Source organism: Thalassospira sp. GO-4 (genome assembly GCF_023588965.1).
In the GTDB taxonomy this organism is placed as follows: Bacteria; Pseudomonadota; Alphaproteobacteria; order Rhodospirillales; family Thalassospiraceae; genus Thalassospira; species Thalassospira povalilytica.
The window spans coordinates 2,442,230-2,465,665 of the sequence record NZ_CP097807.1 but is presented as its reverse complement, the minus strand read 5'-3'; the positions used below and the strand labels follow the sequence as shown (position 1 = coordinate 2,465,665).

Annotated in this window: 24 protein-coding genes; 4 read left to right on the top strand and 20 right to left on the bottom strand. The window is 56.2% G+C overall.

What is annotated here, in order from left to right:
- Positions 1-51: 51 nt before the first annotated feature.
- On the top strand, positions 52-975 hold the full coding sequence (gene sigJ / locus M9H61_RS11415; protein ID WP_250280501.1) for an RNA polymerase sigma factor SigJ: 924 nt from the start codon (positions 52-54) through the stop codon (positions 973-975).
- 35 nt (positions 976-1,010) lie between these two features.
- On the opposite strand, the gene leuB is transcribed toward sigJ, so the two are convergent.
- The 20 genes from leuB to ccoN form a co-directional block, all read right to left on the bottom strand.
- Positions 1,011-2,111, bottom strand: coding sequence for a 3-isopropylmalate dehydrogenase (gene leuB / locus M9H61_RS11410; protein ID WP_250285046.1), 1,101 nt, complete (start codon positions 2,109-2,111; stop codon positions 1,011-1,013).
- Positions 2,112-2,206: 95 nt separating this feature from the next.
- Positions 2,207-2,818: a 3-isopropylmalate dehydratase small subunit gene (gene leuD / locus M9H61_RS11405; protein WP_068519853.1), complete on the bottom strand. Its 612-nt coding sequence runs from the start codon at positions 2,816-2,818 to the stop codon at positions 2,207-2,209.
- 4 nt (positions 2,819-2,822) lie between these two features.
- A complete protein-coding gene (locus M9H61_RS11400; protein ID WP_068519852.1) occupies positions 2,823-3,011 on the bottom strand; it encodes a hypothetical protein in 189 nt (62 codons plus the stop codon).
- An 11-nt stretch (positions 3,012-3,022) separates the two neighbouring features.
- Positions 3,023-4,429 carry a 3-isopropylmalate dehydratase large subunit gene (leuC, locus tag M9H61_RS11395; protein ID WP_101247351.1) on the bottom strand — a complete coding sequence of 469 codons (1,407 nt, stop codon included), beginning with the start codon at positions 4,427-4,429 and terminating at the stop codon, positions 3,023-3,025.
- 575 nt (positions 4,430-5,004) lie between these two features.
- On the bottom strand, positions 5,005-5,409 hold the full coding sequence (gene rplS, locus M9H61_RS11390) for a 50S ribosomal protein L19 (protein ID WP_068519851.1): 405 nt from the start codon (positions 5,407-5,409) through the stop codon (positions 5,005-5,007).
- Between the two features lie 3 nt (positions 5,410-5,412).
- Complete coding sequence (trmD, locus tag M9H61_RS11385) at positions 5,413-6,129, bottom strand: tRNA (guanosine(37)-N1)-methyltransferase TrmD (RefSeq protein WP_068519850.1); 717 nt, start codon at positions 6,127-6,129, stop codon at positions 5,413-5,415.
- A gap of 3 nt (positions 6,130-6,132) precedes the next feature.
- Positions 6,133-6,807: a ribosome maturation factor RimM gene (gene rimM, locus M9H61_RS11380; protein ID WP_068519849.1), complete on the bottom strand. Its 675-nt coding sequence runs from the start codon at positions 6,805-6,807 to the stop codon at positions 6,133-6,135.
- 47 nt (positions 6,808-6,854) lie between these two features.
- Positions 6,855-7,265, bottom strand: coding sequence for a 30S ribosomal protein S16 (gene rpsP, locus M9H61_RS11375; protein WP_068519848.1), 411 nt, complete (start codon positions 7,263-7,265; stop codon positions 6,855-6,857).
- Between the two features lie 148 nt (positions 7,266-7,413).
- Positions 7,414-8,901 (bottom strand): signal recognition particle protein, encoded by a 1,488-nt coding sequence (gene ffh, locus M9H61_RS11370; RefSeq protein ID WP_101247350.1) that lies wholly within the window; start codon positions 8,899-8,901, stop codon positions 7,414-7,416.
- A gap of 244 nt (positions 8,902-9,145) precedes the next feature.
- A complete protein-coding gene (gene panC / locus M9H61_RS11365) occupies positions 9,146-10,015 on the bottom strand; it encodes a pantoate--beta-alanine ligase (RefSeq protein ID WP_068519846.1) in 870 nt (289 codons plus the stop codon).
- Positions 10,016-10,069: 54 nt separating this feature from the next.
- Positions 10,070-10,915, bottom strand: coding sequence for a 3-methyl-2-oxobutanoate hydroxymethyltransferase (panB, locus tag M9H61_RS11360; RefSeq protein WP_068519845.1), 846 nt, complete (start codon positions 10,913-10,915; stop codon positions 10,070-10,072).
- 215 nt (positions 10,916-11,130) lie between these two features.
- Positions 11,131-11,829: a cyclic nucleotide-binding domain-containing protein gene (locus tag M9H61_RS11355; protein ID WP_068519844.1), complete on the bottom strand. Its 699-nt coding sequence runs from the start codon at positions 11,827-11,829 to the stop codon at positions 11,131-11,133.
- Positions 11,830-11,907: 78 nt separating this feature from the next.
- Positions 11,908-12,096 carry a cbb3-type cytochrome oxidase assembly protein CcoS gene (gene ccoS / locus M9H61_RS11350; RefSeq protein WP_068519843.1) on the bottom strand — a complete coding sequence of 63 codons (189 nt, stop codon included), beginning with the start codon at positions 12,094-12,096 and terminating at the stop codon, positions 11,908-11,910.
- A 4-nt stretch (positions 12,097-12,100) separates the two neighbouring features.
- Entirely contained in the window at positions 12,101-14,524 is a 2,424-nt protein-coding gene (locus M9H61_RS11345) for a heavy metal translocating P-type ATPase metal-binding domain-containing protein (RefSeq protein ID WP_250280499.1), read from the bottom strand.
- Complete coding sequence (locus M9H61_RS11340) at positions 14,521-15,027, bottom strand: FixH family protein (protein WP_250280498.1); 507 nt, start codon at positions 15,025-15,027, stop codon at positions 14,521-14,523. The genes M9H61_RS11345 and M9H61_RS11340 overlap by 4 nt, the downstream gene beginning before the upstream one ends.
- Before the next feature lie 46 nt (positions 15,028-15,073).
- Entirely contained in the window at positions 15,074-16,573 is a 1,500-nt protein-coding gene (gene ccoG / locus M9H61_RS11335) for a cytochrome c oxidase accessory protein CcoG (RefSeq protein WP_231856784.1), read from the bottom strand.
- Between the two features lie 307 nt (positions 16,574-16,880).
- Complete coding sequence (gene ccoP, locus M9H61_RS11330; protein WP_250280496.1) at positions 16,881-17,753, bottom strand: cytochrome-c oxidase, cbb3-type subunit III; 873 nt, start codon at positions 17,751-17,753, stop codon at positions 16,881-16,883.
- 15 nt (positions 17,754-17,768) lie between these two features.
- Positions 17,769-17,930 (bottom strand): cbb3-type cytochrome c oxidase subunit 3, encoded by a 162-nt coding sequence (locus tag M9H61_RS11325; RefSeq protein WP_101247242.1) that lies wholly within the window; start codon positions 17,928-17,930, stop codon positions 17,769-17,771.
- 16 nt (positions 17,931-17,946) lie between these two features.
- Positions 17,947-18,678 carry a cytochrome-c oxidase, cbb3-type subunit II gene (ccoO, locus tag M9H61_RS11320; RefSeq protein ID WP_068519838.1) on the bottom strand — a complete coding sequence of 244 codons (732 nt, stop codon included), beginning with the start codon at positions 18,676-18,678 and terminating at the stop codon, positions 17,947-17,949.
- 14 nt (positions 18,679-18,692) lie between these two features.
- On the bottom strand, positions 18,693-20,150 hold the full coding sequence (gene ccoN, locus M9H61_RS11315; RefSeq protein WP_068519837.1) for a cytochrome-c oxidase, cbb3-type subunit I: 1,458 nt from the start codon (positions 20,148-20,150) through the stop codon (positions 18,693-18,695).
- 418 nt (positions 20,151-20,568) lie between these two features.
- Here ccoN and M9H61_RS11310 point away from each other — a divergent pair, with 418 nt between their 5' ends.
- The 3 genes from M9H61_RS11310 to pgk all read left to right on the top strand — a co-directional run bounded on the left by M9H61_RS11310 (position 20,569) and on the right by pgk (position 23,427).
- A complete protein-coding gene (locus M9H61_RS11310) occupies positions 20,569-21,087 on the top strand; it encodes a hypothetical protein (RefSeq protein WP_068519836.1) in 519 nt (172 codons plus the stop codon).
- 108 nt (positions 21,088-21,195) lie between these two features.
- A complete protein-coding gene (gene dapF, locus M9H61_RS11305) occupies positions 21,196-22,041 on the top strand; it encodes a diaminopimelate epimerase (RefSeq protein WP_250280494.1) in 846 nt (281 codons plus the stop codon).
- A 189-nt stretch (positions 22,042-22,230) separates the two neighbouring features.
- Positions 22,231-23,427 carry a phosphoglycerate kinase gene (gene pgk, locus M9H61_RS11300; protein ID WP_250280492.1) on the top strand — a complete coding sequence of 399 codons (1,197 nt, stop codon included), beginning with the start codon at positions 22,231-22,233 and terminating at the stop codon, positions 23,425-23,427.
- Positions 23,428-23,436 lie beyond the last annotated feature (9 nt).

The following is a 23,436-nucleotide window of genomic DNA, read 5'->3' as shown; positions in this document are numbered from 1 at the left end:
CAGGCGGTACGGGGTAATCCCGTGCCGCTTCACCCGTTTGATGGGTACAGGATGTCAGATACGATTTTTGAACAGCATCGCGCACGTCTGACGGCGCTGGCCTATCGGATGCTGGGCAGTCATGCCGACGCCGAAGACGCGGTGCAGGATGTGTGGCTCAGATGGCGCAAGCAGGATCACGCAGAGATCAAGGATGCAACCGGCTGGCTGGTCCGGGTGTGCAGCAATATTTGTCTGGATGTTCTGAAATCGGCCCGGCGCCAGCGTGAAAACTATGTCGGCAACTGGTTGCCCGAACCGTGGATGCCGCCCGAACCGCCCAAAGCCGAAACCAACCTGATTGAACAGGAAGGTCTGGGGCAGGCGTATCTTTTGATGCTTGAACGTCTTGCGCCGGTCGAACGGGTGGCACTTGTCCTGTATGAGGTGTTTGACTGGGCACATGATGATATTGCCCCGGTGATCGAACGCACCCCGAACAATACCCGTCAGATCCTGTTTCGGGCCCGGCGCAAAATGAAGCGTGAAAATGACCGCGATGCGACACCGGAAATCACCGGGCAACCGTGCGATCAGACACGCATGCAGGCCTTTGTCACGGCGCTTAGTCTTGGTGATGTCGGTCAGCTTCTGACCCAGCTTGCCCCGGATGTCATTTTGCATTCCGATGGTGGTGGCAAGGCACTGGCCACTGCCAATCCGCTATATGGTCCGGATCATGTTGCACGGTTCTTTGTCGGTGTCTGGCGCAAACGCAATCCACGTGAACGGGCGTTCTATGTGGTGCTGGACGGGGAATGCTGGCTTCTGATGATGGTGGATGGTGTGGTTAAAACCGCACTAAGCGCAACGGAAAAGGATGGTCGGATTGTGGATTTGTTCGTGCATCGCAATCCCGACAAGCTTGCGCTGTTTGAGGCGGTCGTCGGCAATGCCGTTGAAATCGACCCGGATAGCAAAAAGGCCGGGCAATAAACCCGGCCTTTTGAATTTGTGATCAGAACGAAGGATCAGACAAGTTTGTCGAGTTCGTTGATCAGCGACTCACCCATGACGGTGGTCGAAACTTTTGCCATGCCCGGCTGCATGATGTCGCCGGTGCGAAGGCCGCCCTTAAGGACGTTCTGAACCGCATTTTCGATCAGGGTTGCATCGTCGCCCATGTCGAACGAGTAACGCAGCATCATGGCGAAGGACAGAATGGTTGCCAGCGGGTTGGCGATGTCCTGACCGGCGATGTCCGGTGCGGAACCGTGTACCGGCTCATAAAGTGCTTTGCGTTTGCCGTCAGCGTCGGCCGCGCCAAGCGATGCGGATGGCAGCATGCCGAGCGACCCGGTCAGCATGGCAGCGCAATCCGACAGAATGTCGCCAAACATGTTGGTGGTGACCATCACGTCGAACTGTTTCGGGTTACGAACCAGCTGCATGGATGCGTTATCGACATACATGTGGCTGACTTCGACTTCCGGGAAGTCCTTGGCAACGCGTTCAACAACTTCGCGCCACAGAACGGTGGATTCCAGAACGTTGGCCTTGTCGACCGAGCACAGACGCTTGTCACGTTTCATGGCCATGTCAAAAGCAACGCGCGCGATGCGTTCGACTTCCGGTTCGGAATAGACAAGGGTGTTAAAGCCGGTGCGAACACCGTCGCGTTCTTCGATGCCGCGCGGCTGGCCGAAATAGATGCCGCCGGTCAGTTCGCGCAGGATCATGATATCGAGACCCTTGACGACTTCTTCTTTCAGGGTCGATGCACCAACAAGCGCATCAAATACCAGTGCCGGACGCAGGTTGGCAAACAGGCCCATTTCCTTGCGGATTTTCAGAAGACCGCGTTCCGGTTTGATATCAAACGGAAGATCGTCCCATTTCGGACCACCAACAGCACCAAGCAGAACCGCATCCGCCGCCATTGCATCGGCAAGGGTTTCGTCGGTCAGCGGGTTGTTATGTGCATCGATCGACGCACCGCCAATCAGGCCTTCGGTGATTTCGAAGTTCACATTGCGCTTTTTCGCCATCCAGTCCATGACGCGCTGGACCTGACGCATGACTTCGGGACCAATTCCGTCGCCCGGCAGCATCAATACTTTTTTGGTGGTGATCATAAAAGAATCCTTCCCAGATATTTTCGGGGCCGCTCACCCCGTAGCGATAGAAAAGGGGCGGCAAACGAAACCGTTCGCCACCCCTTTTTGAATTAGAGCGACAACCAGGGCTGCGACGCAGCACGCTTGGCTTCGAATGCGTTGATGGCATCGGATTTCTGCAAGGTCAGACCGATGTCATCAAGACCGTTCAGCAGGCAATGCTTGCGGAATTCTTCGACTTCGAACTTGATGCAGCCGCCATCCGGACCGGTGATTTCCTGGTTTTCCAGATCAACGGTGACCGTGGCATTGGCACCGCGTTCGGCATCGGCCATCAGCTTGTCGACATCTTCCTGCGGCAGACGGATCGGAAGGATGCCGTTCTTGAAGCAGTTGTTATAGAAAATGTCGGCAAAGCTCGGTGCGATCACGCAACGAATGCCGAAATCAAGCAGCGACCAAGGCGCGTGTTCACGCGACGAACCACAGCCGAAATTGTCGCCAGATACCAGGATCTGCGCATTGCGATAGGCCGGCTTGTTCAGAACGAAATCGGGGATCTCGTTGCCATTGTCGTCGTAACGCATTTCATCAAACAGGTTCTTGCCAAGGCCAGAACGTTTGATGGTTTTAAGGAACTGTTTGGGGATGATCATGTCGGTATCGACATTGATCATCGGCAGCGGTGCAGCAACACCGGTGAGCTTGGTAAATTTTTCCATCGTCTTATCCCTTGCTTCCGGTTTCCCAGGCCAGGCCCAGTGCTTCGATCAATTCTTCGGTCGCGTCGAGTTCCTGTGCGACAAAGTCGGGCAGGTTGATGCCGGTCAGCTGGGGCAGAAGTTGCTCCAGCACGGCAGCACGTCCCATACGGGGGGCGTTTTCGCGAAAATTGATGAATGCGGTATCGGCCATGGGAACCTTCTTTAACCGAGTTTGCGAATGTCAGTCAGGTGACCGGTGATTGCAGCAGCTGCTGCCATGGCCGGGCTGACGAGGTGGGTACGACCACCACGACCCTGACGGCCTTCGAAGTTACGGTTCGAAGTCGAAGCGCAACGCTCGCCCGGGGCCAGACGGTCCGGGTTCATTGCCAGACACATCGAGCAGCCCGGCTCGCGCCAGTCAAAGCCTGCTTCGATGAAGATTTCATGCAGGCCTTCTGCTTCGGCCTGTTCCTTGACCAGACCGGAACCCGGAACGATCATGGCATTGACCGACGGTGAAACCTTGCGGCCCTTGGCGACTTCGGCAACGGCACGCAGATCTTCGATACGACCGTTGGTGCACGAACCGATGAACACGCGGTCGATCTTGATTTCTTCGATCGGGGTGCCAGCCGTCAGACCCATATATTCGAGGGAACGGGCGATTGCCTTTTGCTTGCCGGCGTCCTTGCCGTCGCTTGGCGACGGAACAACACCGGTAACCGGTACGACGTCTTCCGGGCTGGTGCCCCAGGTAACCTGCGGGACGATGTCGGCGGCATCAATTTCGACAATCTTGTCGTAATGGGCACCTTCGTCAGACGGCAGGGTTTTCCAGTATTCAACAGCCTGTTCGAATGCGGCACCTTTGGGGGCCATCGGCCGGCCTTTGATATATTCAAAGGTTTTCTCGTCCGGTGCGATCAGGCCGGCACGGGCGCCACCTTCGATCGACATGTTACAGACGGTCATGCGGCCTTCGACCGACAACGAACGGATTGCCGAGCCGGCATATTCGATGACATAGCCGGTACCGCCAGCCGTACCGATGCGACCGATGATCGCAAGGGTGATGTCCTTGGCGGTAACGCCCGGATGCAGGTCGCCTTCAACCTTGACCAGCATGTTTTTGGCCGGTTTCTGAACCAGGGTCTGGGTTGCCAGAACATGTTCGACTTCGGACGTGCCAATACCGAATGCCAGGGCACCGAACGCGCCGTGGGTCGAGGTGTGGCTGTCACCACAAACCATGGTCACGCCAGGAAGGGTAAAGCCTTCTTCCGGGCCGACAATGTGAACGATACCCTGACGCAGGTCGTTCATCGGGAAATAATGAATGCCGGTTTCGCGCGCGTTCTGGTCAAGGGTTTCGACCTGAATGCGGCTGTCTTCTTCCTTGATGCCCTGGGACCGGTCAGACGTCGGAACGTTGTGGTCGGGCACAGCAAGGGTCAATTCGGGATGGCGCACTTTGCGGCCGGAATTGCGAAGACCTTCGAATGCCTGCGGGCTGGTAACTTCGTGGACGAGATGACGGTCAATATACAGCAGGCAGGTGCCATCATCCTGCGTATCGACCACATGACTTTCCCAAATCTTGTCAAAAAGGGTTTTAGGTTGACCCATCTCGACCTCCTCATAAAACATCGATCTTTTGAGCAGCAACAACCGCCCCGTCTGTGTGGCCCGGAATGTCTCGAAAAATACGCAAGGTGATCCTGCCCAAGGCAGCAGATCGGTTATGGCGTTTTCTCCGGCGCAACCGGCTTAATCCGGTTTGCGAAATTTTATTATCCAGAACCACGCGGGTTTGATTGTTTTTGCCGCGGGAGTGCCTTTATACACCGCGGCCTTTAAATCGCAAGGTGCGGTGCGCGTGTTTTACCGTCATTTGCATCCAGAAATAGAATCACGAAAATTACAGCATCCCAGAGTAGCCAAATCCTGTGAAATCGATATAGGTTATGGATAACTGATATAAAAAAAGCTGATCAAATAATGGTATGGTTTCTGCGGGTCTGGTCATATCAGGCAGAAATCGGGCGATTCGCTATGATGCAACTTTAAGATGCATTTTTGCATTTGTTTCGCCCCCGGTTGGCGCGAAGGTGTAATGCTGGCGTCAACGAAGGGGCAAAAGAAAACGGGCCCACCCGAAGGTGAGCCCGTCTTTTCGTCTGACATAGCCAAACGGCGGAGAATTACTTCTTCGCGCGTTCTGCTGCGGTCAGTTTACCTTTGTGGCCGGTGGTCTGCTCGGCGATACGTGCAGATTTACCGGTACGACCACGCAGGTAGTACAGTTTCGCGCGACGTACATCACCGCGGCGAACGACTTCGATTTTGTCGATGGCCGGGGAGTACGACTGGAAGATACGCTCAACGCCTTCGCCCGATGCGATTTTACGCACGGTGAAGGAAGAGTTGAGGCCGCGGTTCTTCTTGGCGATGCAAACGCCTTCGAACTGCTGGATACGCTCACGGGTACCTTCAACGACTTTCAGGTGTACACGAACGGTATCACCTGCGTCGAATTCCGGAACTTCGCGCTGCGCAACGATTTTGTCGAGCTGCTCATTCTCGAGCTGCTGGATGATGTTGGTCATGGTTTAACCCTCTTTGATGTTCCCGTTTGCGACATACTGGTCCCAAAGGTCCGGGCGTCGCTCACGAGTAATTTCTTCTGCCTGTGCATGCCGCCAGGCTTGTACCTTGGCATGATGTCCGGAAAGCAAGATCTCCGGCACGTCACGCCCGTTCCAATTGGCCGGGCGCGTGTAATGCGGATATTCAAGCAACCCGGTTTCAAAGCTTTCCTCGTCGACGGATTCGGTCTTGTTGACCGTTCCCTCGATGAGGCGAATGCACGATTCAATCAGGACCATGGCCGGCAGTTCGCCGCCCATGAGGATGTAATCGCCGATGCTGATCTCTTCGGCCTGGTGTTCATCAAGTACGCGCTGGTCGATACCTTCGTAACGACCGCACAACAGGATGGCACCCGGGCCCGCTGCCAGTTCGCGGCAACGTTTCTGGTTCAGCACTTTTCCCCGCGGGCTGAGATAAATCAGCGGCAATTGCGGTGCGTCGGCACGCAATTCACGCAGGGCAGCGTCGACAATATCCGGGCGCATGACCATGCCGGCCCCGCCCCCGAAAGGATTGTCGTCAACAGTGCGGTGGCGGTCGGTTGCATGATCGCGGATGTCTTTGACATCAAGCGACCAGATCCCGTTCTCAAGCGCCTTGCCAGCCAAAGACTGACCAAGCACACCCGGGAACATTTCCGGGAACAGGGTTGCAACTTTTGCCTGCCACACAGACATCGATCAGGCCTCCTTTCCGCTGCCGGTCGCGGTTTCCGCGCCTACTGCATCGGCAGTGACGGCATCAGAATCGCGGTCGGCCTGAGAGTCCTTGCGGGATTTGTTGGGACGGCGGCTGCGATTGCCGGGTCCGTCTTCATCCTGCAGGAGCCCCTCGGGCGGATTTACCACCAGCTTGCGTTCCGAAAGCACCACATCGGGAACCACTTCCTTGGTAAACGGAAGAACGACAACCTTGCCTCGGACTTCTTCAAGCGCGACTTCGATTACGTCGCCAGCGCCAAAATCAGCCACGCCCCGTACGGTCCCGAACAGCGATCCATCAACGTGGAAGGCCTTCAGACCGACAAGGTCGGCAAGATAGAATTCGTCTTCATCTTCCGTCTCGGGCAGTGCTGCCCGTGGTACATGAAGCTTGGTACCCCGCAGCCGTTCGGCGGCGTCCCGGTCGTCCACACCTTCGATCTTGGCGATCAGCTGGTCGCGGACATGTCCGACAGGAGACAGCTTGTATTTCACGCGTCCCTTGGCGTCGAACAACGGGCCGTAACCGACAAGGTTATCCGGGTCGACGGTATAGCTTTTGACGCGCACGGCACCACGCACCCCGTGCGGGGCGGTGATCATGCCGACGCAGACATAAGCTTCGTCGTTCTTGGATTTGCGGGTATCAGCCATTTCGGTTCACAAGTTTCCGGTATCTGATCAAAGCGTGCGTTCAGCGATTACTCGCCTGCAGCTTCTTCAGCAGGTGCTGCTGCTTCGGCAGCGGCTTCCGCAGCGGCGGCAGCAGCAGCTTCAGCTTTTTCAGCTTTCTCACGAAGACGTTCCTGGGCTTTCGCTTTCGGAGCCGACTTCTGCGGCTGTTCGGTCGGTTTGAACGCGTCAGCAAGGCCAGCCTTGCCAAGGAAACGTGCAACACGATCGGTCGGCTGTGCACCAACAGACAGCCAGTATTTGATGCGCTCTTCTTTGAAGGTCACGCGGTTGTCAGCATCCTTCGGGAGCATCGGATCATAGGTACCGACTTTCTCGATGAAGCTGCCGTCACGCGGAGCACGAACGTCAGCAACTACGATACGGTAGTACGGACGCTTCTTGGCACCGCCACGGGAAAGACGAATCTTGACAGCCATTCGGATAAGTTCCTTTCAGCTTGGGTTTGTAGTCTTCTAAATCAGGGCCCCGAGGGGCCTATTTGCTAGTCTTGTAGTCTGCGGTCTTGCGACCGTTTCGGTTCCTAAGAGGCATTCTTGAGAACCTGTTTAAGAACCTGGGGTCTGGCTATTTCTTTTTGCCAAATCCCGGGAATCCCGGAGGAAGGCCACCGCCGCCCCCCAATCCCGGCAGGCCGGGCGGCAAACCGCCCCCGGCACCGGGGAAACCTTTTGGCAGATTGCCGAGGTCGGGCATTTCGCCGCCCTCAAGCATTGCCGGATCCATTTTCGGCATGCCGCCAAACAGACCCTTTTTGCCCATCTTGCCCATCTTTTTGATCATGGTGGACATGGTCTGATATTGCTTGAGCAGCTTGTTCACGTCCTGAACCGTCAGGCCACAGCCCGCGGCAATACGCTTTTTGCGCGATGCCTTGATCAGGGCCGGGTTTTCACGTTCTTTGGGCGTCATCGACAGGATGATCGCTTCCTGATGGGTCAGAAGTTTCGGATCAAGCTTGGTCTGCGACATCTGTTTTTTCAGCGCGCCCATGCCCGGCAGCATCCCCATGATGCCGGAAAGATCACCCATCTTCTGAAGCTGCTTGAGCTGTGCGAGAAGGTCGTTCAGGTCAAACTGACCCTTGCGCAGCTTCTTCGCCATTTTCTCGGCGTCTTCGGCCTTGATCGTTTCAGCGGCTTTTTCAACCAGGCTGACAACGTCGCCCATGCCAAGAATACGGTTGGCGATACGATCGGGGTGGAAGGCTTCCATCTCGTCGATTTTTTCGCCGACACCGATCATCTTGATCGGGCAGCCGGTAATCTGACGCATCGAAAGGGCCGCACCGCCGCGCGCATCACCGTCAACACGGGTCAGAACGATACCGGTGATGCCGACCTTTTCGGCAAATTCCTTGGCCACATTGACCGAGTCCTGACCGGTCATCGCATCGGTGACCAGAAGGGTTTCGACCGGGTTGACCGCATCACGGACCTGGGCGACTTCGCTCATCAGTTCCATGTCGATATGCAGGCGGCCGGCGGTATCAAGGATGACGGCGTCATAGCCTTCCTTGCGGCCGGTATCCATGGCGCGTTTTGCAATCGAAACCGGCTTTTCGCCAAGAACGATCGGCAGAACACCCAGACCATTATCGTCGGCAAGGACCTTCAGCTGCTGCTGGGCGGCCGGACGATAGATATCGAGCGATGCCAGAAGAACTTTCTTGTTGCGCTTCTTGGTCAGGTGCAGCGCGATCTTGGCAGAACTGGTGGTCTTACCCGAACCCTGAAGACCAACCATCAGGATCGGCACCGGCGGGGTCGAGGCAAGATTGATGTCTTCGCCTTCGCCCAGCATGTTTTTCAGTTCGTCATGGACGATCTTGACAACCATCTGGCCCGGGGTGACCGAGCGCAGAACGTCCTGACCAACCGCACGTTCGGTGGCGTTGGTGATAAAGGTTTTGACGACCGGCAGCGCAACGTCAGCCTCAAGCAGGGCGACGCGTACTTCGCGCATGGCTTCCTTGACGTCGGATTCCTTCAGCGCGCCACGTTTGCGCAGCTTATCGAGAACTCCGCCAAGGCGATCGCTTAGTCCTTCAAACATTCCAAATCCCGTCTGTGTTGCCGATGTTTCCACCGCGTACGCACAAAAAACTAAAACCCAGTGCTCGAAAACTCGAGGACTGGGGGAGTCACCCCTTGGGCGACCTTTGGTGAGGAGGGTTTATTTGATCGGGGGTGGGGAGTCAAGCGCAATCGGGCGCAAAAGCGCGATGTTCTGCGCTTTTCGAGTCATTTCGAACCCAATCCCCGATTCTGATGGTGCCCGGGGGCATCCAACCGGATGTTCAAACCGCCGGGCTGACCGGATCAATCGCGTGATTGTCAATCAGGCGGGCCTTGCCAAGACGCGCAGCAACAAAGATTCGCGCCGGTCTGGTGACGGTTTGGCTGACCAGTTCAAGCGTTTGCGCATCGCGAACTTCAAGATAGTCGATCGGATTGAACCCGGCGGCCAGAATATCTTCGCGCCCCTTGGCCAAAAGTGGTCCAAGTTCGGCACCCTTGGCGGCCCTTGCGGTGATATCGGCGAGAACCCGGTTCAGAACCGGCGCGGTTTCGCGTTCCTGTGGCGACAGATACCGGTTGCGTGACGACATGGCCAGACCGTCTTCTTCGCGCAGGATCTTGGCCCCGATAATGTCGACCGGAATGTTGAGATCGGCACTGAAACGGCGAATGACCATCAGCTGTTGATAGTCCTTTTGGCCGAAAATCGCGCAATCGGGCAGTGCTTGAAGCAGCAATTTGGTGACGATCTGGGCCACCCCATCGAAATGCCCCGGGCGGGCCGCCCCGCACAAAACATTGGTCATTGCGCCATCGACACTGACCTTGGTGGCAAAGCCGTCGGGATACATTTCCTCGACCGAGGGGGCAAAACACAGTTCCACCCCGGCAGCATCAAGAAGTTTCTGATCATCGGGCAGAGTGCGGGGATAGGCGCCGAAATCCTCGTTCGGGCCGAACTGGGTCGGATTGACAAAGATCGATACGATCACGCGGTCGGCATGTTCACGGGCAAGACGGGTCAGGCTGATATGGCCGTCATGAAGCGCACCCATGGTCGGCACCAGGGCAACACGCAGGCCCTGCGCGCGCCAGTCGGCAACAGTCGCGCGCAAATCTGCGACGGTGTGAACAGTCGTAAGAGGCATCGTAATCGTCGTATCGAAATTTCAAGAAATCGCGGCGGTCAGAACCATCTGGCATCAGACCGCGCGCAAGTTACCTTTTTTGGTAACGCCAAAGCAATGTTCATCCGCCGGGAACTGACGGTTGCGCACTTCGCTTGCATACTGGCCGACCGCCTCGGAGACGGCATCGCCCAGATTGGCATAGCGTTTGACGAATTTTGGCGTGAAATCCGAAAACAGGCCAAGGATGTCCTCGGTGACGAGAACCTGGCCGTCACAGGCCACCGATGCACCGATCCCGATGGTCGGAATATCGATGGTTTCGGTGATGTGGCGGGCGACCGGTTCAACCGTTCCTTCGACCACGACGGAAAAGGCGCCGGCGTCGGCGACAGCACGGGCATCGGCCAGGACTTTTTCAGCAGCAGCTTCGCCGCGACCCTGACTTTTGAAACCGCCCATGGTGTTGACCTGTTGGGGCATCAGGCCGATATGGCCCATGACGGGCACGCCGCGCTGGGTCAGAAATTCGATGGTTTCGGCCAGTTCGGCCCCGCCTTCGAGCTTGACCGCGGCACAGCCGGTTTCGGCAAGAATATGCGATGCGGTCCGGAAAGCCTGTTCCTTGGATTCCTGATAGCTGCCAAATGGCAGATCAATCACGACACAGGCATTTTTCGAGCCGCGCATGACCGCCTTGCCGTGATTGACCATCATGTCGACGGTCACGGCAAGCGTGCTTTCCATGCCATAGACAACCATGCCCAATGAATCGCCGACCAGCAGAAGGTCGCAATGTTCATCGAGGCGCTGGGCCATTGGCGTTGTGTAAGCAGTCAGGCAGACAATCGGTTCGCCACCCTTGCGGGCGCGAAGCTGTGGGACGGAAACCCGGCCCATCTTTTTTGTGGTGGCACTCATGACGTTTCTCCCCCGGTTCGACCGGATTTGGCTGCCCGATCTGTGTCGGGCGTGCCGTCATGTTTACAATATGATGACGGTATTCGGGAAATATTTTTTCGCAATCGCGAAATAGGCAATTCGGCCAACAGGTTATCAATTGACCGAATTTACGCTTTTTCCTCGCATCATTTCAAAGACGCAGTCAGCATTACTGTGCAGTTGCACAAAAGAATTCAGAGGCCTTCGGCAAGGTCTTCGAGCATATCAAGCCCGACCGCTTCGATATGGCGGTTATCCTTAAGCGAAATCGTTGCTTCCTTGCGCAGTTGCGTCAGGGTGCGCGACACGGTTTCGATGGTCAGACCCAGATAATCGGCAATGTCGGACCGGCTCATCGGGACGTTGATGGTATCGGTATTTTCACCGCGATGTTCCTGTCGGCGGGCCAGCATCAACAGGAAGGATGCGACCTTTTCCTTGGCAGTCTTGCGGCCGAGCAACAGCATCTGGTCCTGTGCGGCGGCAAGTTCGTCCACCGCCATGCCCAGCATGCGTTTTTCAAGATGCGGGAACTGATCAAACAGCTTTTCGAGCTTCTGACGCGGGAAGCGACAGGCCGTGACCGGTTCGATTGCCTCGGCGGTGTAGCTGTAATTGGCGTTCAGGGCCAGTCCCAGAAAGTCGCCTGCAAACAGGAAACCGGTGATCTGACGGCGACCATCACCCAGCAATTTGTATAGTTTGACCGAGCCCGACGTGACGTTGAAGACATAGTCGGCTTCTTCGGCTTCGTGGAAGATGGTGCTGTGCGAATCAAACTGGACGTGAGTCAGCAGTTGGCGCAGCTGATCATGTTCAGCCCCGTGCAAAGACGAGCAGAAGGTCAAGTCCTTGATAGAACAGGCTTCGCAAAGTTGGGGGCGGACTGCCATCGCAGACTCCGATACTGGTGACCCGATACATTGAGTAGCGTTAATTTATGCGAACAGACAGGAGCGTTTCAAGTTATTCTAACTGTCATTGTGGTGGAATTTCTTGGATTTAGGCGCAAACTGGTCGTCATCATCGTCAAACAGGATGCGATTGGCGGCCCCTTCCATGTCGTCGAACTGTCCGGAACGCAGTGACCACAAAAAGGCACCAAGCCCCAAAAGACCCAGAAACAGCGCGATCGGGATCAGGAGAAGAAGGTTGCTCATGCCATTAGGCTCCTGCCTGTTGGGATGTGGGGCGCAGGGGCGCGATATCAAGGTTTGGCGATTGTCCGGATGTTTTGGCATGCAGGCGCAAGGCATTGGCAATAACAATCAGCGATGACGATGACATGGCGATGGCCGCAATCAGGGGGGTGACAAAGCCCGATACCGCAAGGGGAATCGTAATCAGGTTATAGGCAAAGGACAGGGCGAAGTTCTGACGCACCAGCCGGTCGGCCTTGCGGGCGACGTCGATGGCTTCGATGACGGCACCCAGCCTGTCACCCTGAAACACGATATCGGCCGCGTTTTGCGAAATCTCGGCAGCGGTTGCCGGTGACATTGATGCATGGGCACAGGCAAGAGCCGGCGCATCATTGATGCCATCGCCGACCATCAGATCAAACTTGCCGTCATCTGCACGTTTCTGGACAAAGCCGGCCTTGTCGGTCGGGGACATGCGCGCATGCCAGTCACGCAAGCCGATTGTTTCGGCAAGCTGGCGGACCGTGCTGCTGCGGTCCCCCGACAGCAATGTCATATCAAATCCACGCGCACGCAGGGTATCAACGACCGTGACCGCGTCACTGCGCGGTGTGTCGCGGAACACAAACCGGGTCGGTGATTTTCCCGGTTCTGCCAACCACAATTCCGGCCCGGTGACATCAGACGGCAAATCGGCGTTTTCCGCGATATCGCAAAATGTGCGACTGCCAAGCAAAATGGTGCCAAACGGTGTATGCGCCGTCAGGCCAAGGCCCGGCTGTTCGGTGACATTGGCCATGGCCGCAACATTGCCAGCCGCACGCACCAGGGCGCGGGACAATGGATGGTTGCTGTTGGCGGCAATGCGCGCGGCAAGTTCAAGCGTTTCGGCGTCGGTCTGGCTGACCAGTTCGGGTTTTCCGGTGGTGAGTGTTCCGGTTTTGTCAAAGATGATACCGGTAATTTTGGTCAGCCGTTCAAGTGCGGTTGCCGATTTGACAAGAATGCCGGCGCGTAACAACCGGCCGGTGGCAATGACCTGAACGACCGGAACCGCAAGCGCCAGCGCACAGGGGCAGGTAATGATCAGAACCGCAATCGCATTCATCAGCGCATCCTGCCAGGCAAGACCGCCCATCAGCCACCAGCCGACAAAAGTCGCCAGCGACAGGAAATGAACAACCGGGGCATAGGATTTGGCCACCCGGTCGGCAATCGCGACATATTTGGCCCGACCCTGTTCGGCATTTTCCATCAGCCGGACAATTTCCGATAACAGGGTATTGCCGCCGGTTGCCGTCACACGAATGCGCAAAGGCGCGGATATATTGGTCGTGCCGGCAAAGACTGTTTTGCCCGGGCGGGTCAGGACCGGGATGCTTTCGCCGGTGATGACGCTGGTATCAATGTCGGACTGGCCGTCGATGACTTCACCGTCAATGCCGATCCGTTCCCCCGCCGCCGTCAGAACGACCATGCCCGGTTCTGCCTTGTGCGGGGCGATCAGGCGACGGGTTCCGTCATCGTCAATGACGGTGATTGACCGGGCATTCAGCGACAAAAGATGTTCGGCCGCCGACCGTGCCTGCCCACGGGCCCGCCCGTCCAGATAACGACCGATCAGCAGGAAAAACAAAAGCGTGATCGCACTGTCGAAATAGGCATGCGGTTCGCTACGAATGGTTTGGGCAAGGCTCATGCCAAGGGCAAGGATCACACCAAGGCTGATCGGCACATCCATATTGACCCGCCGGTTGCGGATGGCACCCAGTGCGGAGCGATAAAACGGCATCCCGGCATAGGCAGCGGCAGGCAAAGCAATCAACGCCGATAACCAGTGAAACAGATCGCGGGTTGCCCCGCCCATGCCCTGAAAATACCCGGCCCACACAGAAACCGATAACAACATCACATTGCCGGCAGCAAATCCGGCCACGGCCAGACAGCGCAGCAATTCCTTGTTGCGCGACACGGTTGCCTGTTCAAGGGCGGCGGGATCAAACGGGATCAGGCGATAGCCCATCTGCAAAACCGGTGACAGGATGGCACCGATATCGGACGACGCACCCTGCCAGCTTAGACGCAGGCGGCGGGTCGTCATATTGACCCGGGCACGCGTCACGGCATCGTTGCGTTGCAAAAGAGTTTCGATCAACCAGACACAGGCCGCACAATGAATGCCATCAACCATCAGATTAAGATGGTGGGTGCCGGTGTCATCGGTGCTGGCCAGTTCGGTGAAATCAAGACTGCCAAGCGTTTCTTCATCCGGGCGCAGGGCACGGATTTTGGGATCGACCGCGCGGCGTTTGTAATAGGATGAAAGCCCCAATTCGCCCAGCAGCTCATACGCCCCGGCGCATCCCGCACAGCAAAAGTCAGGCCCCGCCGGTGACGAGGCAGTTACCGGTTCCTGGCAGTGACGGCAAAGGGCGGGCTGGGTCATGGATTGATGACGACGTTTTCAAGTGTTTGGTAATCATCACCCATGGCATGGGCGATGGTGCGGACCTGCCAGCGACCATATACCGGGAAAGATGCACTTGCGCGATATTCGCCCGGTGCAACTTCGGCCATCGGGATGGTCTGATCCATGTCGTCGCGGTCAGAACGGGTCAGAACGATCGACATTTTTGCACCACTGATCGGGTTGCTGTCCTTGTCACGGAACAGAACAGTGATAGTGCCCGACTGATTAATGACACCCCCGACCGTCAGTTTGCTGCGCCAGCCAAGTTCGGCCTGACGGGCCGCACCGGAAATTGCAGCATTGTAGTTGTTGCCTTCTTCAAAGGCGTGCTTGGTGACAAGGCCGTTCCAGCTGGTCATGGAAAAAGTGATCAGCGAAATATTGGCAATCAGCATGATGGCAAAACCGCCAACAAAGTACCAAGGGATCCAGCGATCCGATTTGCGCGGGCCGGTTTGATCAGAAGAAGGAGACGTCATATGCGTTGCCATTGCTTGTCTTTCCTGTGCCAAAGCGTTTTCACGATCAGCGGTCGGTCTTGGGACCGGCAAATACTGTATCATATGTTTCGGTGTTTCCGGTTTCCGTATCGGTCACCGTGAATTCGAACGGTGTTGCATCGCCATCAAGTGCCGACGGATCGGCGGCAATGAACACACGGAAACTGCCAACCCGGTCCGGCGCCACTTCAAGATCAAAGGTGCCTTTCTGGTTCGGGGTCTGACCGATGATCTGGAAATCCGAAATCGTCAGGCCGGAAACCGTCAGTTCATAGGTTTTTAGCGACTGTTCCTTGTTGAGCAGCTTGACCGTATAGCCATTGCGGACATCGCCATCAGACAGGGTCACAAATAGCGGGTTGCGGTCACGCAACACATTGAGTTCAAGGACCGAACGGTTCAAAAGACCGAACATCATCACCGATGCCACTACGGTGAGGATGGCCGCATAGAAAATGGTGCGGGGGCGAATGATGCGCACGCGGGTTGCCTTGCCCTGGGCGCGAAGCTGGGTGTTCTGGACCGAGTCAAACCGGACCAGATCACGCGGAAAGCCGACCTTGTCCATGATGTCGTTGCAGGCATCAATACACAGGCCACAGCCAATGCATTCCATCTGCAGGCCGTCGCGGATATCAATGCCGGTCGGGCAGACATTCACACAGGCACGGCAATCGATGCAGTGGCCGGTTTCGGGCACTTCGCCACGGGTCAGGTTTTTGCGTTTAAGCGGCCCGCGGGCTTCCCCACGCCATCCTTCATAGGTGACGATCAGGCTTTCATCATCCAGCATTGCCGACTGAAAACGCGGCCAGGGACACATATAGGTGCAGACCTGTTCGCGGGCCCAGCCAGCCAGAAGATAGGTCGAGAAAGTCAAGAACGCGATGGTGACATAAACAGCCAGCGTCGCATTGCCGGTAAAGACATCGACGATGACAGTCGGGGCATCGTTGAAATACAGAACAAACGCGCCACCGGTTGCCATGGCAATGGCAATCCAGGCCAGATGTGTCGCACCGATTTTCCAGAATTTTTCGAACGTCCATTTTGACTGATCAAGGCGGACACGCGCGTTGCGATCGCCCTGGATATAACGTTCGACCAGCATGAAAAGATCGGTCCAGACCGTCTGCGGGCAGCCATAACCACACCAGATACGCCCAAACAGCGAGGTTGCCAGAAACAGACCAATTGCCGCCATGATCAGGATGCCGGTGATGTAGTAGACTTCCTGGGGCCAGATTTCGATGAAGAAGAAATAGGCGCGGCCAAGATCCATGTCGATCAGAACAGCCTGATCGGGGGCGCTTGGTCCACGATCCCAGCGGATCCATGGCACCAGCCAGTAAATCGACAATAACGCGATCAGTGCGAACCATTTGAGGTTGCGGAACCGGCCGGAAACGCGTTTGGGATAGACCTTGTCACGCGTTTTATAAAGCGGTTGATCGTCATAGTCGCTGCCATCACTGACAAGCGGGCTGGCGGTGTGTTCGGCATCGGGATGCGGCAAGCTGGACATGGCCATTTTCGCTACCTGGTTAGTGCTCCCTACCGTGCTGATGGCGGTGGTTTTGCGGGAAACCGCCAGTCGGAGCAAACGGCCAAGCTGTCAGACAGAAAGTTCAATTTGTCAGCAGCTTTTCGGGGCAGGCTTTCATTATTCAAATCTGAGCCTGAAAATACGAAAGGTCCGCCTCAGTAACCATGATACATGTCAATTTACGACGTGAAGATCATGGGAAAACTGCGACGGACATCTCGTTTCGGACAAAGTGCCCGGAATAAAAAGGGCCGATGATAGATATCACCGGCCCTGGCAGTCTGTTTTACTGGCCGCCACCCAAAGAGTGGACATAGACCGTCAGCATCTTGATGGTTTCTTCGTCAAGACGGCCTTCCCATGCCGGCATCACGCCACGGCGCGAATTGGTCACGGTTTCGGTGATGGTGGCTTTGTCGCCGCCATACAGCCAGATCGCGTCTGTCAGGTTCGGCGCACCGAGTTCCTGAATGCCTTTGGCATTGTCACCATGGCAGGACGCACAGTTTTCTTCGAACACGATCGCACCACGATCAGCCGCGGCCTTGTCGGTTGCGCGGTCGGTGAAGTGCAGGACATATTGCACAACATCGTCGATCTGATCGCGTTCAAGCAAACCGTCACGGCCAAAGGCCGGCATGTCATTCATGCGGGTGTCTTCATTGGCATCCCAGCGGATCCCGACATGCAGGGTTTCGTTGATGGTTTCAAGTGTCCCACCCCAAAGCCATGCATCATCCTGAAGCGACGGGAAGCCCGGATTGCCCGATCCGCCCGTTCCGTGACACGGTGCGCAATTGTCGGCAAAGATCGCCTTGCCACCGGCCATCGAGAAGTTCAGAAGTTCCGGATCGCTGGTGACTTCCGTTACATCGAGTGCCGCAAGGCGTTCCATGAACGGAGCGCGTTCGGCAGCAACATTGTTCAGGGTTTCATGCAGCTGGGTACGGTTGGTCGTCCCGAACATCCCCTTGAGATAGTCATTGGCGGTCGGCCAGGACGGATAAACCACCCAGTAACCGATTGACCAGATAACGGTCACCCAAAAAACATAGACCCACCAGGACGGAAGCGGTGTGTTGAGCTCCTTGATACCGTCCCATTCATGGCCGGTGGTCTCGCGCCCGGATACCTGGTCTTTTTCGACATGTGTCGGCATTACTCTGTTCTCCCCTTAATCCTGATCCCGCAGCGGAATCCGGGCGTGTGCTTCCATGTCCCGATTGCGCTTTTTGCTTGGCCACATGACCCAGGCAATGATCGCGCTGAACAGAAGCATCAGCCACAGTCCCCACAGGGGGCGGAAAAAGTCAGCGAGTTGCGTAAAGAATTCCATGACGTTCCCCTTTGCCCTAGCGCAGGTTCATCTGCGGGTTATAGGTGGTGAAGTCGACCATCCGGCCCAGGACCTGCAGATACGCAATCAGCGCATCCATTTCGGTCAGTTCTTCCGGTTTGCCGTCAAAATCACCTGTTGCCGCATTCGGGTAACGAGCAAGGAAATCATCGTCATAGGCCGCATCCTCGCTGGCCTGCAGGTAAAGGTCTGCCTTGGCCGTCTCGATCATTTCGTCGGTATAGGGAACCCCGACCATACGAAGTGTTTCGAGATGGGCCTGTGCGTCATCGAAGTTCAGTTTGCGTTCAGCAAGGAACGGATAACCCGGCATGATTGATTCCGGCACGACAGAGCGCGGATCCTTCATGTGGGCCACATGCCAGTCATTGGAATATTTCCCGCCGACACGTGCCAGATCCGGACCGGTACGTTTCGATCCCCACTGGAACGGGTGGTCATACATCGATTCCGCGGCAAGGCTGTAATGGCCATACCGTTCGACCTCGTCACGGAACGGACGGATCTGCTGGGAATGGCAGTTATAGCAGCCTTCACGGATATAGATGTTGCGACCGGCCTGTTCGAGCGGCGAATAGGGACGTACCCCTTCGACCTTTTCGATGGTCTGTTCCATCGTGAACAGCGGCACGATTTCCACGATGCCACCAATGATGATGGTCAGGAAAATGCCAAGGATCAGAACGAAGACGTTCTTTTCAACGATATGGTGTTTTTTAAGAAGCATATCTCGTTCCCCCCTTATTCGGCTGCAACAGTGGCAGGTGTGCCGATCGGAGCTTCGTTACGCAGATCGCCCTTGATCGTCTTGTAGACGTTCCAGACCATCAGCAGCGAACCAAGAACAAACAGCAGGCCGCCGGTTGCGCGAATGATGTAGTAGGGATGCATCGCCTCAACGGTTTCGATGAAGGAATATTGCAGGAAGCCCAGTTCGTCATAGGCGCGCCACATCAGGCCCTGCATGATCCCCGAAACCCACATCGAGGTGATGTAAAGAACAATCCCGATGGTCGCCAACCAGAAGTGATGCGACACCAGACGCATCGAATACAGGCGTTCGCGATTCCACAGAACCGGGATCAGGAAGTAGATCGCACCGAACGATACGAAGGCAACCCAGCCAAGCGCACCGGAATGCACGTGACCAATGGTCCAGTCGGTATAGTGCGAAAGTCCGTTAACCGCCTTGATCGACATGACCGGTCCTTCGAAGGTCGACATGCCATAGAAACCGACAGCAGCAACCATGAAACGCAGGACCGGGTCGGTACGCAGCTTGTCCCAGGCACCCGAAAGCGTCATCAGACCGTTGATCATCCCGCCCCAGGACGGCATCCACAACATGATCGAGAAGGTCATGCCAAGGGTCTGCGCCCAATCAGGAAGCGCTGTGTAGTGCAGATGGTGCGGACCAGCCCAGATATAGAGGAAGATCAGCGCCCAGAAGTGAATGATCGACAGGCGATAGGAATAAACCGGACGTTCGGCCCGTTTCGGGATGAAGTAATACATCATGCCAAGGAAGCCGGCCGTCAGGAAGAAGCCAACCGCGTTATGGCCGTACCACCACTGGGTCAGGGCATCCTGAACACCAGAGAACATCGAATAGGACTTGGTGCCGGTCAGCGATACCGGAATGGCAAGGTTGTTGCCAAGATGGAGCATCGCGATCGTGACGATAAATGCCAGATAGAACCAGTTTGCCACATAGATGTGCGGTTCCTGACGTTTCAGCAGGGTACCGACAAACATCGCCAGATAGCAGACCCAAACCAGGGTAAGCCACAGATCAACAAACCATTCCGGTTCGGCATATTCGCGGCCCTGGGTGGTGCCGGTCACGTAACCGATCGCGGCCATCACGATGAAAAGCTGATACCCCCAGAATACAAATGCAGGCAACGCCGTGCCGCCATAAAGCGGGGTGCGGCAGGTGCGTTGAACCACATAGAAGGAAGTCGCCAGCAAAGCGTTACCGCCAAAGGCAAAGATAACTGCCGAGGTGTGCAATGGGCGCAGACGCCCAAAGTTCAGAAATTCATTGTCGAAATTGAGCGCCGGAAATGCGAGCTGCCAGGCGATGACATCACCCACCAGAAATCCGACGACTCCCCAAAATACGGTCGCGAGTGCGGCCCAGCGCACAACGTCCATATTATAATTAACAGCAACCGCAGGCGATGCTGTCTGTGCCATGCTCCCTTGGCCCATGCTTGACTCCCGTTCAAGGTGTTCGGGGCAACTGTCCAGACCCTCTCGGACAGTTTCATCCGTCCCCGTGAATAACCCGATCCGAGGAAGGGTCATTCACCTGCACTTGAAGCCCCACCCACAATGCATCCCGTTTGAAACAGGGACGCATTGAATCTGGCGAGGTTTCCCATTCAGTACAGCGAGTATGCGGGCACATGACCCAAAAGCCATTGATGTACGTCAATACAGGCGCGCAATACCCGCTGGAAATTCAATCATGGGATTCCATGTTGTCGCCGGACGGGGACCTCAAGTGTTGTGGCTGTTTATGCGCCCCAACGCATCCAAACGTGTTGATGCACATCAAGGTTGACCGGATTTATTTGCGGCATGATCGGGTAAATTCCAGAGGACGGTAATCATGTCAGAAGCCTATCAGGCACATCCCCTTACATCGCACACTGCGGATATGACGTATCCGCTGGTGCAGATGATGCAGGTCGATATGTCTTTTGATCGATGGCGTGCCTTTGTCGACCGGTATTGTTTGCCGGTTGGCGACACGGGGGCGGACTCTGGCCTGGCGGGGGCAACCGATGCCGACCAGCTTTTATGGCAACGCCAGCGTGGCATCATCGTTCTGTCCAACGAGCGCGGCTATATCCACGGTCTGTTTTCCTATTATGTGCGTGATGACATGACCGACGGGCTTGTCCTGCATGTCGATAATGTCATGGCGGTGGAAATCGTGGCGGGTGCCTATGTGTTTGATGCCATGCGCGATGCGATGAACCGGCTGGCGCGCGATCATAAATGCGCCAATGTGTATGTTTCGCTTGGCGAATGTGACGGGCGTTTGCGCGATTATTTCGCCAAGGCCGGTTTCGTGCCAAGCAAGGTCCGCTATTGCGCGCCGGCAACCCCGAAACTGTCAGCCTGACAGCATTTCCAAATCCGTAAAAACGCCTGCTTGCGCCGGGGCATATTCGTGCTACATCCGGGTAAGCGATATGTGGACGGGCCCCGGAAACAGGACTATAAGGCGGGTATGAACGGTATTCCTTTTGTCAAAATGCATGGTCTGGGAAATGATTTCGTTGTCTTTGACGGACGACGCGATCCCGCTGTGCTTGATCTTGATAACGCAACCGCTGCCCGGATTGCAGATCGCAAAACCGGTGTGGGGTGCGATCAGTTGATCGTGATCGAACCGGCCCGCGATGATCTTGCCGATGCCTTCATGCGCATCCGCAACAATGATGGCGGCGAGGTCGAGGCATGTGGCAATGCCACGCGCTGTGTTGCCAGCATCGTCATGGACGAGCTTGGCCGCAATGATGCGATCATTGAAACCGTGGTTGGCCTTCTTGATGCCAATGGTTTGGCCGATGGTCAGGTAACCGTGGATATGGGGCAGGTCCGGCTGGACTGGCGTGATATCCCGCTGTCAGAAGCGGTTGATACCAACCATATTCCATTGTCGCTTGGTCCGCTTTCGGACGCAGTCGGGGTCAATGTCGGCAATCCGCATGCGGTCTTTTTCGTCGATGACGCCGAAGCCGTCGATATCGAAAAATTCGGACCGATCCTTGAACATCACGAAATGTTTCCCGAACGCGCCAATATCGAAGTGTGCAGCATCATCGGCGAAAACCAGATCCGGATGCGTGTCTGGGAACGTGGTGTCGGTGTGACGCGTGCATGTGGCACCGGTGCCTGTGCGGTCGGCATTGCGGCGGCCCGTCGCGGACTGACCGGGCGCAAAACCGATGTCATTCTTGACGGGGGCAAGCTTACGATTGAATGGTTGCCCGATGACCATGTCCTGATGACCGGACCGGTCGCAACCAGTTTCCAGGGCTTCCTGCATTCATCCCTGTTGGGTGCGCACTGATCAGAAATATGTAACCGGCCCGCATGGTGATGTTGGCCGGTTATTTTTTTACAGGTACTTTTACGGACCCCTTCGGGCCTTGCGTCGATTGTCGTGATCGGGCAAAACAGGGCCCAACAGGATCAGGTCCGATCCATGTCGGGACGCCCGCCTCCCGTCTTTTGTGAAACTCAAAAGCAGGTTCAGATAATGGCTGACTTTAATACGCTTGACGGTGTCAATGTCGCTGGCAAGCGCGTATTGCTGCGCGCTGATCTTAACGTTCCGATGAAGGATGGTGTTGTTGGTGATACGACACGCATCGACCGTACCGTTCCGGGCCTGATCGAACTGGCTGATGCCGGTGCCAAACTGGTGGTCATCACCCATTTTGGCCGCCCGAAGGGCCAGCGCGTTGCGGAAATGTCGCTCAAACCGGTTGCCGATGCCCTTGCCAAACAGTTGGGCCGCCCGGTGAAATTTGCCGATGATTGCATCGGTGATGCGGCCGCAAGCGTGGTTAACAGCCTTGGAAACGGTGAAATCGCGCTTCTGGAAAACCTGCGTTACCACGCAGAAGAAGAAAAGAACGACCCGGCATTCGTGGCCGAGCTGGCCAAGCTTGGCGATGTTTACGTCAATGACGCGTTTTCCTGTGCGCACCGTGCCCATGCCTCGACCGAAGGTCTGGCGCGCGCACTTCCGGCTTATGCCGGCCGTTTGATGCAGGCTGAACTCGAAGCATTGGGCAATGCGCTTGAAGCCCCGAAACATCCGGTGATGGCAATTGTTGGCGGTGCCAAGATTTCGACTAAGCTTGATCTTCTGGGGAACCTTGTTGCCAAGGTTGACCAACTGGTGATCGGTGGCGGCATGGCCAATACGTTTTTGGCGGCCAAGGGTGTCAATGTTGGCAAATCGCTGTGCGAGCATGATCTTCTTGAAACCGCGCGCGAGATTTTCAAAAAAGCCGACGCTGCCAATTGTGAAATCGTTCTGCCGGTTGATGGTTTGGTTGCCAAGGAATTTGCCGCAAACGCACCGCATGATGTGTCTGACATCAATGACGTTGCCAGCGACGGCATGATCCTGGATGCCGGTCCTGAAACCATCGTCGATCTGAACAAGCGTCTGGAATCTTGCGAAACGCTGGTCTGGAACGGGCCGCTTGGTGCGTTTGAAATCACCCCGTTTGATACGGCGACGGTTTCGGTTGCCCAGCATGCGGCAAAACTGACCAAGGCAGGCAAACTTCTGTCGGTTGCCGGTGGTGGTGACACGGTTGCTGCCCTTCGCCATGCGGATTCCGATCAGGACTTTTCCTATGTCTCGACCGCGGGCGGTGCGTTCCTTGAATGGCTGGAAGGCAAAACCCTTCCGGGTGTTGCGGCCCTTCGCGCCAAGTAAGATTGCCGG